Genomic DNA, 13,036 nt, shown 5'->3' on the forward strand with positions numbered 1-13,036 from the left:
CTCAGGACGGCTCCTCCGGCTCCGGCCCGCGCGTCACGTCGAGGCCGGAGCCCGCGCCGGGGGGCGGGCCGACCTTGACCGGCGCGCCGGTGCGGGCGGCCTCGTAGATCGCCTCCATCAGGACCTGGTCCTGCAGCCCCTCCTCGCCGGGCGTGCGGGGCCGCAGGTTTTCCTGGATGCACCGCGCGAAGTGGTCCAGCTCCAGGGCGAACTGGTTCTTCGGGCTCAGGACCTTCTCGTCCCGGGCGGCGTTCCTGCCGTCGCGGTGGCCGATGTAGAGACGCTGGCCCTGGTAGGCGAAGGCGTTCTGGAGATCGACGGAGGCGGTCCCGGTGTGCAGGGTCAGGCTCCGCGCCTCGTAGACCCCGTAGCTCGTCAGGCACTGGGCGATCACGCCGGACGGGAAGTGGAGGGTGAAGCTCGCCGTCTCCTCGACCTCGCGGTACTTGGGATCGTCCGGCGGCGCGTGGATCTGGGCCTGGATCAGGTTCGGCTCCTCGCCGAGAACCGCGCGGGCGGTGTTCAGGCAGTAGAGCCCGATATCCGGCAGCGAGCCGCCGCCCGCCAGCGCCCTCCGCAGGCGCCACTGCTCCGGCAGACCCGTGGTCTGGCCGTTGAAGGCCTGGATCAGCCGCGGCCGGCCGAACTCGCCCGAACGCGCGAGCTTGATCACGGCCCGGTTGTGGGGCTCGTACTGGCACCGGTAGGCGATCATCAGCTTGACGCCGGCCTTCGCGCAGGCCGCGATCATCTCCCGGCACTCGTCCGAGGTCACGGCCATCGGCTTCTCGCAGAGCACCTGCTTGCCGGCCGCGGCGGCCGCCACGACGTTGTCCCGGTGCACGCCGTTCGGCGTGACGATGTAGACCGCCTGGACGTCGGGGTTGGCCTTCAGGCGATCCCACGCGTCGTAGCCGTAGACGGCGTCGTCCGGCAGCCCGTACTGCCGCGCCACGAGCTTCGCCTTGTCGGGCGAGCCCGACATCACCGCCGCGAGACGGGCGCGCTTGGACTCGCCGAAGGCCGGCAGGATCTCGTCGAGGCTCAGGCGCCCGAGACCCACCACGCAGTAGCCGACGCGCTGGCCCGGCGGCTGCGGCGCCGGGCTCGGGGCGGGCGGCCGGTCGCCCGGCCCGCGCCAGTTCGGGAACATCACCTTTCCGCCCTGCACGGCGCCGGTATCGGCCGGGACCGAAGGGGCCGGCGGGGCGGCCGGCGGGGCGGCCTGCGCGCCGCCGCCGGCCGCGGCGCCGGCCAGGGCGCCCCCGGCCGCGAGGAGAGTGCGTCGTGAGAGCCGGGTGTCGTCCGCCATGTGCCTCGCCGTGTCGCCGGATCGGGAGGGCCGCGCCTGGGACGCCGCCCGCGCCGGGAGCCGCCGGATGGCGGGACCGCGCCCTCAGTGAACGCGACCCGGCTCCGGGCTGTTTCCGTCGAGGAGCGCGGCGCGCAGACGCGCCACCTCCGCCTCGCTGGCGGCGAGCCGGCGCGCGACCGCCTCGGGCTCCGTCGCCGCGCGGGTCTCGGCGAAGCCGAGGCCGACCGACTCGCCCGCGCGCCAGGCCACGAAGGCGCGCCGGGTCTCGCCGCGACAGGGGATGAACAGCTCGACGCAGTCGGGGAGCAAGGCCTCCGCCGGCAGCCGGACCCGCGCCCCGTCGAGGGACACGTCGCGGACCGTGCAGTCGATCTCCGGGAGGAAGGCCGCGACGCGCAGCCGCCCGCCCAGGCAGACGCGGCGTCGGGCAGTGCGGCGGCGCTCGACCACGATCGTCTGACCCTACGGTTTCGGTTGCGGGGACAACCGCCATCCAGCCCGGACCGCCCCCGCCCGTCCACCTTAACCGTCTGTTTACCTTAACGGCGGCCTCAGGCGGGCGGCGGCGGGTCGGGCGCCTCGACCTCGCCGCGGCGCTGCAGCTGCAGGGCGACGAACCAGCACAGGGACGCCCAGGCGGCGCCGATGCACCAGCCGGCCAGGACGTCGCTCGGCCAGTGCACGCCGAGATAGATGCGGCTGATGCCGACGAGCAGCGTCACGCTTACCCCGAGCGCCAGGACCAGCGCCTTGGCGCGGCGGTTGCGCTCGATCCGGGCGATCAGGGTTGCCAGGGTCAGGTAGGCGATCGCCGACATGGTGGCGTGGCCGCTCGGGAAGCTCGCCGTGAACACCTCCATGCCGTGGGGCACGAGGTCCGGCCGGGGCCGATGGTAGAAGATCTTCAGCACCGTCGAGACCAGCTCGCCGCTCCCCACCGCGGCGAGGACGTAGAGACCGATGCGTCGGCGCCCGGACACGCCGAGATAGGCCGCCACCGCGCAGGTCAGGAACAGCACGGTGAAGACGCTGCCGAGCCCGGTGATGTCGCGCATCGCCTCCTCGAGCCAGGGCGGCCCGATCGGGTCGGCGAGATCGGCGGGGTTGCGCAGGGCGAGCAGGATCCGCCGGTCGAGGGCCGCGGTGGAGCCCTCGCCGACCTCGTGGGCGAGGTAGAAGAACCCGTAGCCGAGGATGCTCAGGCAGAGCAGGGCGACGAGGGGACCGACCTCGTTCAGGCGCAACCGCAGCCACACCGCCATCGCGGGCTCGATCAGCCGGTTCTGCCGCAGGTTGCCCGGCGCCCTCATGGCGCGGTCTCCCGGTGCGCGTCGACATCCATCAGGCATTCTCTCCGAAGGGCAGGCGGGCGACGGCGTCCCAGGGGCCGCCGCGGTAGCGCCAGAGCAGGGTGCCGGGGGCGGTGAACCGGAACGGCACGAACCCCGCCGACAGGTCGGCGTGCAGCGCGCGGGCCGTGTCCGGCGACACCTTGTTCTGCACCGTGACGTGCGGGCGCCAGCCCTGCCGGTCCTGGGCGGTGAGGTGGGCCGCGAATTCCTGCGCGAGACGGCCCCGGAAGCGCACCAGCGCGTCGGAGTCGAGCGCGTAGGCGACGCCGCGGCCGGTGAAGCGCAGGCCGGTCACCGCGACCTCCGGCGGCGGCACCGTGCGGGCGAGGGCGGTGATCGCCTCGATCACGCCCCGCTCCCGGTCGCCCGGCAGGTGGTGGAACAGGGTCGCGTGCGCCGGGATGCGGTTCAGTGCTTCCGGGAAGTGGCGGCGCCGCTCGCCGTCGAACCGCGCGAAAGTCGGTTCGTCGAAGGCGAGCGTCAGGATCAGGGGGTCCGCGTCGATCATCGGGGCCAGATGGCGCCCGCGGGCGCTCAGGTCCAGTACAGGATCCGCGCGGCCGGCAGGTCGCGGGCGAAGCAGGCAGTGAGATGGGCGCGCATCGCCTGCATCAGGGGCTTCGGGAAGACGTGCTTCACCGAGCCGAACTTGGTGCGCTTCTCGACGCGCTCCGCCTCGTCCAGCGGCAGGTCCGAACCGGGATACCAGCCGCGCAGCACCGCCTTCGAGCCCGGCGTGAACCGGTGGGTGATGAGTTCGGCGGTGAGGTCGAGATCGGGCACGCCGGCCAGCGCGTCGGCGGCGGCGCGGACCAGCCCGGCATAGGCGTCCGCCCAGTCCGGGACCGGCAGGATCGGCGCGACGGTCAGGCCGACCGGGTAGCCGGCCCGCGCCGCCGCCGCCAGGGCGGCGAGCCGCGCGTCGAGGGGATCGGTGCCGCCCTCGTAATGCGCGGCCGCCCGCGGATTGACCGAGAAGCGGATGCGCGTGCGCCGGTTGTGCGGCAGGTCGAGGAGGGGTTCGACCGCGGCGAACTTGGTGGTGAAGCGCAGCTGCACCGGCGCGTCCCAGGCGCCGAAATGCCGGATCGCCGCCGAGAGCGAGCCGGTCAGGTGCTCGATGCCGAGGGGATCGGTGTAGCAGGACGCCTCGAAGGTGGTCCCCTCCCGCGCCCGCTCGGCGGAGGCCGACGTCACCGCGCCGCGCCCCGCATAGTCCGCGAGGTTGTCGAGGATCGCCGCCAGATTGGCGTAGGCGCGGGTCACCGGCGGCCCGGACAGAGAGCCCGCGAGGTAGCAGTACTGGCAATGGGCCGGGCAGCCCTCGGCGAGGTCGAAGCGCCAGTCGGCCGAGGGCGGGATCGGCTGCAGTCGCAGCTTGGTCGGCGGGGCGACCGTCAGCGCGAGGGTCGCCTTGGCGGCCGCGTAGGCGCGGCGCGGATCCGGCTCGCGCGGGCTCGGCAGGCGGTTGGACGCCAGCCGCTCCACCGGCAGGCCCAGCGCCTCGGCGCGGGCCAGCATGGCCCGCCCGTGGGCATGCTCCAGGGCGGCGGGCATGACCAGCACGCGGCGCGGGCGCCACAGCCTCGCCGGGCGGGCGGGCTCCGGGCCCCCGGGTTGCTCCGGGCGATCGCGGGTCTGGACGGCCGGTGCGGGCGAGGGCGTCATGCCTGACGAACGCGCGGTCCCGGTGCCGGGTCCGGCCTAGTCGCCCGCTCGCGGTGCGGCTAAAGCACCGTCATGTCTGCAGGCAGGGAGAGCGTACATGTCGGCCGCGACGGCTGGTTATTCCTCATCGGGGGGACCAACCGGGTCATGGACCGGTATCGCGGCGGCCTGCGGCACTGGCTGCTGCTGCGCGGCTGGACACGGCTGATCAAGGCCCGCGCGCGGCGGGCCGAGAGCCTCGGCATCCGCTGCCTGCACGTGATCGTGCCGGAGAAGCTGTCGGTCTACGACGACAAGACCGACGGCCTGCGCTACGCCCCCGGCAAGGCCTCGACCCGGCGGCTGGCCCGCAGCCTAGCCCGGCATCCGGCCTATCTCGACCTTCTCGCCCCGCTCCGCGCCGCCCGGAACGGGCCGGTGCCGCTCTACCTGCGCACCGACACGCACTGGACCGCGCAGGGCTGCCTGCTGGCCTACCGCGCGATCATGCGGGCGCTCGGGGCGATCCCGCCGGCCGACATCGGCGCGCGTCCGGGCATCGTCTCGGACCAGCTCATGGATCTCGGCGAGAAGTTGCCGGAGCGGCCACGCGAGCGCCTGGAACGGTTCATGCTGCAGCGCGACGCGTCGCGGGTCGAGACCGGGCCGCTGCTCGCCGCCTACGAGGCGGAAGGGCGCGACCGGGAGGTGCATGTCGGCGCGCATGTCGTCTACCGGAACGCGTCACCGGCGGCCGATCCGCGCCGGCTCGTCCTGTTCGGCGATTCCTGCGCCCATTTCGACCCGTTCCTGCTGACCGGGCTGCTCGCCGAGAGCTTCAGCGAGGTGCACTTCGTCTGGTCGTCGAGCCTCGACTGGGCCTATATCGAGCGGATCCGCGCCGACATCCTTCTGTTCGAAATCGCCGAGCGCTTCCTCGCCAAGCTCCCGAAGGACGATTTCGACGTGGCCGTCGCCGGCCAGCGCGGGACCGGCGGCCGCCTCGCGAAGCTCCGGACCGGCGGCCTCGACGCCGTCGGCCGCGGGGCGAAGCCTCAGTAGATGGCCTGATCCAGGCGGGCGAAGTCGGCGACGCTCGCCGCCTGATACTTCGCGAAGGATTCCGGCGCGCAGGCGATGCCGATCATCAGGACGAGGAGCGTCGCGAGGCACGCGAGCGTCGCGGTGACCACGTCGGCGTGGCGCCGCAGGGCGTGGATCACCAGGCACCCGAACGTGAACAGGGCCGCCTCGGCGACGGGCACCAGCGCGAACGACATCACTTCACCTCCATCGATCCCCCACCGGGTCGGGCAGCTGCGGCACGCGCACGGCGACGGGTGGGTGACGCGAGACATGGCGGACTTTGCTGCACCGCAACAGACAGGCGGGCGCAGGCCTGCCTTGCGTGGCGTTCGCGGGCGGACGCGTCCCTTCACACCGACCGCGCGAGGCCCATCTCGGTCGGACCTCTCGGACAGGCGGAGACGACGATGGGCCTCCTCGTAGACGGCATCTGGCGCGACCAGTGGTACGACACCGCCGCGACGGGCGGCCGCTTCGAGCGCAAGGCCTCGGCCTTCCGCAACTGGGTCACCGCCGACGGGTCGGCAGGCCCCTCCGGCGCGGGCGGCTTCCGCGGCGAGCCGGGGCGCTACCATCTCTACGTGTCCCTGGCCTGTCCGTGGGCGCACCGCACGCTGATCGGCCGGACGCTCAAGGGGCTGGAGGACGCGATCTCCGTCTCGGTGGTCGACCCGCACATGGGCGCCGAGGGTTGGGTCTTCGGCGACACGCCGGGCGCGACGCCCGACCCGATCCACGGCGCCCGGCGCCTCTACGAGGTCTACCTGGCGGCGGACCCGTCCTACAGCGGCCGGGTCACCGTCCCGACCCTCTGGGACCGGGAGCGCGCCACCATCGTGTCGAACGAATCCGCCGAGATCCTGCGGATGCTGAACGACGCCTTCGGGGGCACCGGCCCCGACCTCTATCCCCCGGACCTGCGCGCCGAGATCGACGCCGTGAACGGCCGCGTCTACGACCGCGTGAACAACGGCGTCTACATGGCCGGCTTCGCGACGACGCAGGAGGCCTACGCCCAGGCCTTCGAAGCCCTGTTCGCGGAACTCGACGCGCTCGAGGCGCGCCTCGACCGGAGCCGCTACCTCTGCGGGGACCGGCTGACCGAGGCCGACATCCGGCTGTTCACGACGCTGGTGCGGTTCGACGCGGTCTATGTCGGGCACTTCAAGTGCAACAGGCGCCGGATCGCCGACTACCCGAACCTGTCGAACTACCTCCGCGACCTCTACGCGTTGCCGGGCGTCGCGCCGACCGTGAACCTCACCCACATCAAGCGGCACTATTACGAGAGCCATCCGACCATCAATCCGACGGGGATCGTGCCCCTCGGGCCGGACCTCGACCTCGCCGCGCCGAACGACCGGGCCCTGCGGTTCGCGGGCTAGCGGGCCGCCCCGCCCGGCGTCCCTTCCGCGCCCGTGCGGGTAGGGTTGAGGGCGTCCGGCGCGTCCGCGACACACCTCCCGTCGCGCCGGTCCGGGGGCCGTGCCCCTCGACGGCGTGCGCGGCGCGCCTAGTTCGGCTCTCAACCGGAGGATGCCCGACACGCCATGACCAACAGCCTGCGCCTCGCGCTGCTCTGCGCCCTCGTCAGCCTGCCCTCCGCGGCCCGCGCCCAGGCGGCGCTGCGGCTGGAAGGGACCTGCGAGAAGCTCGTCATCGGCACGCAGGACCTGAGCGCGGCCTGCAGCAACGTCCTGACGAACGCGGTGAGCCGCAACCGCACGAGCTTCGACTTCACGACCTCCGACGGTCAGACCCTCAGCTTCAGCGGCAACGGCGCCCAGCAGGAGGCCACCGAGGAGACCGATCCGCTGCAGCCGATCAACGTCGTCACCACGGGCAAGGACGGCGCCCCGATCCTCGCGATCGGCGCCTGCCGCTTCTCGACCCCGGAAGCCGGGCGCACCGCGATCACCTGCGAGGCCAGCACCGCCGACGGGCGTCCGTTCGCCGGCACCTTCGTGACCGCCGCCAAGGCGGCGGCGGGCGCGCCGGCCGCCGCGCCGCCGCGCTGAGGATCCGGCCCTCCGGGCTGGTCAGACCGGGGCGGAAGCCCCATTTAAGGCGCTCCACGAAAAAGGTTCCGAAGCCAGACCGATGCTCAACGACACCCTCGCCGCGGGCGGTACCCCGGCCGGCGACACCGGCTCCCTCATCAAGGACACGACCACCGCGAGCTTCCGTCAGGATGTCATCGCCGAGTCGATGAACCGGCCGGTCCTGGTCGATTTCTGGGCGCCCTGGTGCGGGCCCTGCAAGCAGCTCACGCCGGTCCTGGAGAAGGTCGTCCGGGAAGCCGCGGGCGCGGTCGTCCTCGCGAAGATGAACATCGACGAGCATCCCTCGATCGCCGGTCAGCTCGGCATCCAGTCGATCCCGGCGGTCATCGTCTTCCAGAAGGGCCAGCCGGTCGACGGCTTCATGGGCGCGGTCCCGGAGAGCCAGATCAAGGAGCTGATCGCGCGCGTGGCCGGTCCGCAGCAGGACCCGCTGGAGGCGGCCCTCGCCGACGCGGCGGCCCTGATCCAGGAAGGCGACCTCGCCGGCGCCGCCGAGATCTACGCGGCCGTGCTAGAGCAGCAGCCCGACAACGTCACCGCGCTGGCCGGCCTCGCCAAGATGCAGCTCGACGCGGGCGAGATCGAGAACGCCAAGCGCGTCCTGGCGATGGTTCCGGAGGCGAAGGCCGGCGACCCGGCGCTCGTCGGCATCCGCGCCGCCCTGGAACTCGCCGAGCAGGCGGCGTCGCTGGGCGACCTCGCGGGCCTGCAGCGCGAGGTCGAGGCCAACCCGGACGCCCATCAGGCGCGGTTCGACCTCGCGCTCGGGCTCGCCGCCCGGGGCGAGCGCGGCCAGGCGGTCGATCACCTGATCGAGCTGCGCAAGCGCGACAAGGACTGGAACGAGGACGGTGCGCGCAAGCAGCTGCTGCAATTCTTCGAGGCCTGGGGCGTGATGGACCCCGACACGATCCGCGGCCGGCGCAAGCTCTCGGCACTTCTGTTCTCGTGAGGCACCGGCTCGCGCGCCGGCCCACCGATCGGCCCCTCTGGGAGGCGCCATGAGCACCCATGCGAGCTACAAGGGCCCCGCGGATTGCCCGGCCGTGATCCCGGTCTTCCCGCTGTCCGGTGCGCTGCTGCTGCCGCGGGGACAGATGCCGCTCAACATCTTCGAGCCGCGCTACCTCGCGATGGTCGACGATGCCATGCGGACGGACCGGATCATCGGGATGATCCAGCCCGACCCGGAAGGGTCGGGCGGATCGAATCCGAAGCTCTACCGCGTCGGCTGCGCGGGCCGCGTCACCCAGTACGCCGAGACCGGCGACGGCCGGTACCTGATCTCGCTCACCGGCGTCACCCGGTTCCGGGTCGAGAGCGAGCTGGCCTCGATCGGCCCCTATCGTCGCTGCCACGTCTCCTACGACGAGTTCGCGGTGGACTTCGAGCCGCGGGCGGGCGAGGAGCAGGTCGACCGCGAGGGCGTCCTCAAGGCGCTGCGCGATTTCGTGGAGTCGAACGACCTCAAGGTGGACTGGGCCGGGATCGACGAGGCGCCCGACGAGGCGCTGGTCAACGCCCTGTGCATGATGAGCCCGTTCGGCGTGCGCGAGAAGCAGGCGATGCTGGAGGCTCCCGACCTGAAGACCCGGGCCGAGATCCTGATCGCGGTCACGCAGATGGAACTGGTTCGCGGCTCGGGTCCCGAGTCGCCGATGCAATAGGTTGCCCCACCGATGTCCAACGATCTCACCGCCCCCGTCGAGGCGACCCGCGTCGACCCGAAGCTCCTGGAGATCCTGGTCTGCCCGCTGACCAAGGGCACCCTGGAATACGATTCGGCCCGGCAGGAGCTGATCAGCCGCTCGGCGAAGCTCGCCTACCCGATCCGCGACGGGATCCCGATCATGCTGCCCGAGGAAGCCCGGCCGCTCACCGACTGAGCACCGCGAGTCGCTCCGGCCGTCCCGCGCGGCCCGTCACAACCCGAGAGGGCGGCGCGGCGCGCTAGTCGGCTGCCCGCGCCCGCCGACGGATCCGATCATGGATCCCGCCCGGCCCGATCGAGGCCGGTTGCTCAATCGCCGGCCCGCCCCGAGGCGCCCGAGGCTCTCCCGCGCGGGCAGGTTCGGCCGCGGTCTCGCGGGCGCTTTCCCGCAGGCCCGGCGATCCTCGACAGGCGCGAGCAGGACCTCGGCCGCCTCCGTCTCCTCCGTGATGAGCGGAGACTTGGACCCTCCGGTCGGCAGATCAGTCCACAGCATCGTCCGCAACGAGCTTGACTATTGGCCGGGGGACTGTCGGCCGTAATCTATCTTGAACAAGCGGGAGGCAGCCATACTCTTGCCGCTTCCATCGTTCAGCGTCGAGTCATCCTCGATCGATGATTCTGACCGTGCACGCCGCTTCCGGCGGTGTCCGCTTCGCTGAAAGATTGCATCGCATGACCAAGCTGACCGCGGTCGCGGCCCTCGCCGCCGGCCTTTTCCTCCCGACGTGCCTGCCCGCCAGCGCGGGGCCGAGCGCGCATAACGGGCGGTGGTCGGTGGAGCTGGTGACGGAGAGCGGCCTGTGCAGCGCCCGCTACACCTACGCGCTCGCGATCCGCGAGGGGCAGGTGCAGCTCGTTTCCGGCAGCGCCGGGGCGCAGGTCAACGGCCACGTGCGGCCCGACGGCAGCGTCGGCATCACGGTCAGCAACGGGACGGCGAGCGGCACCGGCACCGGCCGACTCCAGGCCGGCAGCGGCGCCGGCACCTGGAAGGTCTCGTCCCTGTGCTCGGGCCACTGGACCGCGCGGCGCAGCGACACCCGCACCGCGCAGGCCGACTGAGGTCGCTCAGGCGGCCGCGGCGAGCCAGCTCCGCGCCTCGTCGATGCGGGCGCGCTCGAACACCTTGATCTGGGTCGGCGACACGAAGTTGAAGGTCTCGGCCAGCGCCTTCAGCCAGGGCGCGTCCGTCACCAGGGCGACGTGGCTGATGCTCTTCATCATCGAGATGCCGAAGCGCGGGTCCTTGAAGAAGGCCGCGGGCTCCATGCCCTCGAAGGCGCGGATATCCTCGAGCAGCTTGATCTTGCCGCCCTTGTCGAGGTCGGCCTTCATCGCGGTCATCGCCGCGTTCATCTCCTCGTCGGTGATCTTCCCGTCGACCACGATCTCGGCGACATTCGAATCCGGCGTCTTGGTGTAGGTCAGCACTGATCGCTCCTCCGGGAACCGCATGCGTCCCGTAGCCGGTCTCCGACCAGGGTCCGCCGCCCGTGACCTGAGCCATACCCGATCGCGGGACGAACCGGTATGGCTCCGGACCCTCACTCTGACGTGCCTCCCGACGGCGAACCGGCGTTCACGAGACCGGGAGGCCCGCGAAGTCTCCTACAAAAAGCTCTGCGGGTCGACATCGATGGCGACCCGGACGTTGCCCCGCACCTTCGGTCCCCGGGCGATCCAGGCGCGCAGGTAGGCCTGGAGATCGACGTTGCGCTCGGTCTTCACGAGCAGCCGGAACCGGTAGCGGCCGCGCACCAGGGCGAGGGGCGCCTCGGCGGGGCCCAGGACCATCACGCCCTCCGGCGGCTCGGCGGCGCGGGCGAGCGCCTGCCCGTGCGCCTCCGCGACCTCGCGCTCGCTCGCCGAGACGATCAGGGCCGCGAGCCGCCCGAACGGCGGCAGGCCGGCCGCCTCGCGGGCCTGGATCTCCTCCGCGTAGAAGCGCTCGGCGTCGCCCGAGAGGAGCGCCGCGATCACCGGGTGGTCCGGCTGGTAGGTCTGGACCAGGGCGCGCCCGGGCTTCTCGCCGCGTCCGGCGCGCCCGGTGACCTGCTGGAGCAACTGGAAGGTGCGCTCCGCCGCCCGCGGGTCGCCCGAGGTCAGGCCGATATCGGCGTCGAGCACGCCGACCAGCGTCAGGAACGGGAAGTTGTGGCCCTTGGCCACGAGTTGCGTGCCGATCACGACGTCGCACGCGCCGGCCGCCACCGCCTCGAGTTCCTGGCGCAGACGCTCGGCGCCGCCGGGAAAGTCGCTCGACAGGACGACGATGCGCCGGTCCGGGAACATCTCGGCCGCCTCCTCGGCGATCCGCTCGACGCCGGGCCCGCAGGCGGTGAGGTTGTCGAAGGTCCCGCACTCGGTGCAGGCCTCCGGCCGGCGCTCCGCGTAGCCGCACTGGTGGCAGACCAGCGCCCGGCGGAACCGGTGCTCCACGAGCCAGGTCGAGCAGTTCTTGCACTGGTAGCGGTGGCCGCAGGCGCGGCAGAGGGTCAGCGGCGCGTAGCCCCGGCGGTTGAGGAACAGCAGCGCCTGCTCGCCGCGCTCCAGGGTGCTCGTCACCGCGTTGACCAGCGGCGGGCTGAGGAAGCGGCCGCGCTCGGGCTGGTCGAGGCGCATGTCGATCGCGGCGATGTCGGGCAGGCGCCGGCCGCCGAAGCGCTCGGGGAGCAGGACGTGCCGGTAGCGCCCCCGCGCGGCGTTGACGCGGGTCTCGATCGCGGGCGTCGCCGAGGTCAGGACGACCGGGCAGCCCTCGAGGCGCCCGCGCACCACCGCCATGTCGCGGGCGTGGTAATGGACGCCGTCCTCCTGCTTGTAGGCGGTCTCGTGCTCCTCATCGACCACGATCAGGCCGAGCCGCGCGAAGGGCAGGAACAGGGCGGAGCGCGCGCCGACCACCACGAGCGCCTCGCCCTCGGCCACGGCGGCGCGCAGGCGCTCGCGCCGCTTGCCGCCGATCCCGGAATGCCACGCCGCCGGCCGGACCCCGAACCGGGCGGCGAACCGGTCGAGGAACTGCGCCGTCAGGGCGATCTCGGGCATCAGGATCAGCGCCTGCCGCCCGGCCCGGACGCAGGCGGCCACCGCCTCGAAATAGACCTCGGTCTTGCCCGAGCCGGTGACGCCCTCCAGCAGGACCGGGCGGAGATCGTCGGATTCCCACGGCTGCGGCCGGTCCCACGGGAAGGGGGCGACGAGGGCCGCCACCGCCTCGGCCTGGGCGGGCGAGAGCGGCGCCCGCGGGAAGTCCGGGTCGGGCCGCGGCGCGACCGGCTCCGGCTCGACCGCGACGGTCTCGAGGACGCCGTCGTCGATCAGCCCGTCGACCACCGAGAGCGAGACGCCGGCCTCCTTGGCGAGCGCGCTCTTGCCGCGCAGGGCGCCGTCGGCCGCCGCGGCGAGCACCTTGGTGCGGGCCGGGGTCGGCCGGGACGGGGGCTTGTCGGTGAGTCGCACGGCGACGCGGGCGGTCTCGCCGGCGGCCGCCTCGTCGGGCAGCCGCAGGACCATGGCGAGCGCCGAGCCCTTCGGCGCCAGCGTGTAGCGGGCGATCCAGTCGACGAGGCTGCGCAGCGGCTCCGACAGGGGCGGGTAGGGGAGGCGGCCGGTCACGGGCCGCAGGTTCGAGCCGCCGGGCGTCTCGGCGACGCCCCAGACCACCCCGACGATCTCGCGCGGGCCGAGGGGCACCTGCACCACGTCGCCCGGGGCGAGGTCGAGCCCGGCCGGCGCCACGTAGCTGTAGGGCGTATCGAGGGCGAGCGGGATCAGGATCTCGGCGACGGCGGGCATGCGGGGCTTTTCGGGCGGGTCCGTTCCGGGTCCGTACCATAGGCGCGGGAAAAGAACCCGC

General features: G+C 72.8%; 15 protein-coding genes. 7 read left to right on the plus strand and 8 right to left on the minus strand.

Annotated features, from left to right (window positions below):
* Position 1: 1 nt before the first annotated feature.
* From BMY19_RS19465 to BMY19_RS19485, 5 genes are all read right to left on the minus strand, one after another.
* Positions 2 to 1,312 (minus strand): Gfo/Idh/MocA family protein, encoded by a 1,311-nt coding sequence (locus BMY19_RS19465; protein ID WP_100252658.1) that lies wholly within the window; start codon positions 1,310 to 1,312, stop codon positions 2 to 4.
* Positions 1,313 to 1,396: 84 nt separating this feature from the next.
* Positions 1,397 to 1,765, minus strand: coding sequence for a PilZ domain-containing protein (locus BMY19_RS19470; protein WP_100252659.1), 369 nt, complete (start codon positions 1,763 to 1,765; stop codon positions 1,397 to 1,399).
* Positions 1,766 to 1,866: 101 nt separating this feature from the next.
* The gene (locus BMY19_RS19475) at positions 1,867 to 2,625 is read right to left on the minus strand and encodes a phosphatase PAP2 family protein (protein ID WP_020093634.1); all 759 of its coding nucleotides are present in this window, start codon (positions 2,623 to 2,625) and stop codon (positions 1,867 to 1,869) included.
* A gap of 31 nt (positions 2,626 to 2,656) precedes the next feature.
* On the minus strand, positions 2,657 to 3,175 hold the full coding sequence (locus BMY19_RS19480; RefSeq protein WP_100252660.1) for a 2'-5' RNA ligase family protein: 519 nt from the start codon (positions 3,173 to 3,175) through the stop codon (positions 2,657 to 2,659).
* A 26-nt stretch (positions 3,176 to 3,201) separates the two neighbouring features.
* Positions 3,202 to 4,335 carry an SPL family radical SAM protein gene (locus BMY19_RS19485; RefSeq protein ID WP_348529859.1) on the minus strand — a complete coding sequence of 378 codons (1,134 nt, stop codon included), beginning with the start codon at positions 4,333 to 4,335 and terminating at the stop codon, positions 3,202 to 3,204.
* 72 nt (positions 4,336 to 4,407) lie between these two features.
* On the opposite strand from BMY19_RS19485, the gene BMY19_RS19490 reads away from it, so the two are divergent.
* A complete protein-coding gene (locus BMY19_RS19490) occupies positions 4,408 to 5,376 on the plus strand; it encodes an alginate O-acetyltransferase AlgX-related protein (protein ID WP_100252661.1) in 969 nt (322 codons plus the stop codon).
* Here BMY19_RS19490 and BMY19_RS19495 read toward each other — a convergent pair.
* Positions 5,370 to 5,594 carry a hypothetical protein gene (locus BMY19_RS19495; RefSeq protein ID WP_042671783.1) on the minus strand — a complete coding sequence of 75 codons (225 nt, stop codon included), beginning with the start codon at positions 5,592 to 5,594 and terminating at the stop codon, positions 5,370 to 5,372. The two genes, BMY19_RS19490 and BMY19_RS19495, sit on opposite strands and share 7 nt — an antisense overlap.
* A gap of 213 nt (positions 5,595 to 5,807) precedes the next feature.
* Between BMY19_RS19495 and BMY19_RS19500 the strand changes: the two genes are divergently transcribed.
* The 6 genes from BMY19_RS19500 to BMY19_RS19525 all read left to right on the plus strand — a co-directional run bounded on the left by BMY19_RS19500 (position 5,808) and on the right by BMY19_RS19525 (position 10,239).
* A complete protein-coding gene (locus BMY19_RS19500; RefSeq protein WP_042671782.1) occupies positions 5,808 to 6,785 on the plus strand; it encodes a glutathione S-transferase family protein in 978 nt (325 codons plus the stop codon).
* A gap of 165 nt (positions 6,786 to 6,950) precedes the next feature.
* Positions 6,951 to 7,418, plus strand: a complete 468-nt coding sequence (locus tag BMY19_RS19505) for a hypothetical protein (protein WP_020093640.1) — start codon at positions 6,951 to 6,953, stop codon at positions 7,416 to 7,418.
* Between the two features lie 82 nt (positions 7,419 to 7,500).
* Entirely contained in the window at positions 7,501 to 8,415 is a 915-nt protein-coding gene (gene trxA, locus BMY19_RS19510) for a thioredoxin (protein WP_020093641.1), read from the plus strand.
* 49 nt (positions 8,416 to 8,464) lie between these two features.
* On the plus strand, positions 8,465 to 9,130 hold the full coding sequence (locus BMY19_RS19515; RefSeq protein ID WP_020093642.1) for an LON peptidase substrate-binding domain-containing protein: 666 nt from the start codon (positions 8,465 to 8,467) through the stop codon (positions 9,128 to 9,130).
* Positions 9,131 to 9,142: 12 nt separating this feature from the next.
* Positions 9,143 to 9,349, plus strand: coding sequence for a Trm112 family protein (locus tag BMY19_RS19520; protein WP_020093643.1), 207 nt, complete (start codon positions 9,143 to 9,145; stop codon positions 9,347 to 9,349).
* A gap of 500 nt (positions 9,350 to 9,849) precedes the next feature.
* On the plus strand, positions 9,850 to 10,239 hold the full coding sequence (locus BMY19_RS19525) for a hypothetical protein (RefSeq protein WP_100252662.1): 390 nt from the start codon (positions 9,850 to 9,852) through the stop codon (positions 10,237 to 10,239).
* 6 nt (positions 10,240 to 10,245) lie between these two features.
* Here BMY19_RS19525 and BMY19_RS19530 read toward each other — a convergent pair whose 3' ends face one another.
* A complete protein-coding gene (locus BMY19_RS19530; protein ID WP_020093645.1) occupies positions 10,246 to 10,608 on the minus strand; it encodes a SpoIIAA family protein in 363 nt (120 codons plus the stop codon).
* A 177-nt stretch (positions 10,609 to 10,785) separates the two neighbouring features.
* On the minus strand, positions 10,786 to 12,975 hold the full coding sequence (locus BMY19_RS19535) for a primosomal protein N' (protein WP_100252663.1): 2,190 nt from the start codon (positions 12,973 to 12,975) through the stop codon (positions 10,786 to 10,788).
* Positions 12,976 to 13,036: the final 61 nt, after the last annotated feature.

This window comes from Methylobacterium sp. UNC300MFChir4.1, assembly GCF_900110155.1.
In the GTDB taxonomy this organism is placed as follows: domain Bacteria; phylum Pseudomonadota; class Alphaproteobacteria; order Rhizobiales; family Beijerinckiaceae; genus Methylobacterium.

Excerpts from the sequence above, each read along its gene's own strand:
- BMY19_RS19465 (WP_100252658.1), bottom strand. The coding sequence starts at position 1,312 with ATGGCGGACGACACCCGGCTCTCACGACGCACTCTCCTCGCGGCCGGG.
- BMY19_RS19475 (WP_020093634.1), bottom strand. The coding sequence starts at position 2,625 with ATGAGGGCGCCGGGCAACCTGCGGCAGAACCGGCTGATCGAGCCCGCG.
- BMY19_RS19480 (WP_100252660.1), bottom strand. The coding sequence starts at position 3,175 with ATGATCGACGCGGACCCCCTGATCCTGACGCTCGCCTTCGACGAACCG.
- BMY19_RS19485 (WP_348529859.1), bottom strand. The coding sequence starts at position 4,335 with ATGACGCCCTCGCCCGCACCGGCCGTCCAGACCCGCGATCGCCCGGAG.
- BMY19_RS19490 (WP_100252661.1), top strand. The coding sequence starts at position 4,408 with ATGTCTGCAGGCAGGGAGAGCGTACATGTCGGCCGCGACGGCTGGTTA.
- BMY19_RS19495 (WP_042671783.1), bottom strand. The coding sequence starts at position 5,594 with ATGTCGTTCGCGCTGGTGCCCGTCGCCGAGGCGGCCCTGTTCACGTTC.
- BMY19_RS19500 (WP_042671782.1), top strand. The coding sequence starts at position 5,808 with ATGGGCCTCCTCGTAGACGGCATCTGGCGCGACCAGTGGTACGACACC.
- BMY19_RS19505 (WP_020093640.1), top strand. The coding sequence starts at position 6,951 with ATGACCAACAGCCTGCGCCTCGCGCTGCTCTGCGCCCTCGTCAGCCTG.
- trxA (WP_020093641.1), top strand. The coding sequence starts at position 7,501 with ATGCTCAACGACACCCTCGCCGCGGGCGGTACCCCGGCCGGCGACACC.
- BMY19_RS19515 (WP_020093642.1), top strand. The coding sequence starts at position 8,465 with ATGAGCACCCATGCGAGCTACAAGGGCCCCGCGGATTGCCCGGCCGTG.
- BMY19_RS19520 (WP_020093643.1), top strand. The coding sequence starts at position 9,143 with ATGTCCAACGATCTCACCGCCCCCGTCGAGGCGACCCGCGTCGACCCG.
- BMY19_RS19525 (WP_100252662.1), top strand. The coding sequence starts at position 9,850 with ATGACCAAGCTGACCGCGGTCGCGGCCCTCGCCGCCGGCCTTTTCCTC.
- BMY19_RS19535 (WP_100252663.1), bottom strand. The coding sequence starts at position 12,975 with ATGCCCGCCGTCGCCGAGATCCTGATCCCGCTCGCCCTCGATACGCCC.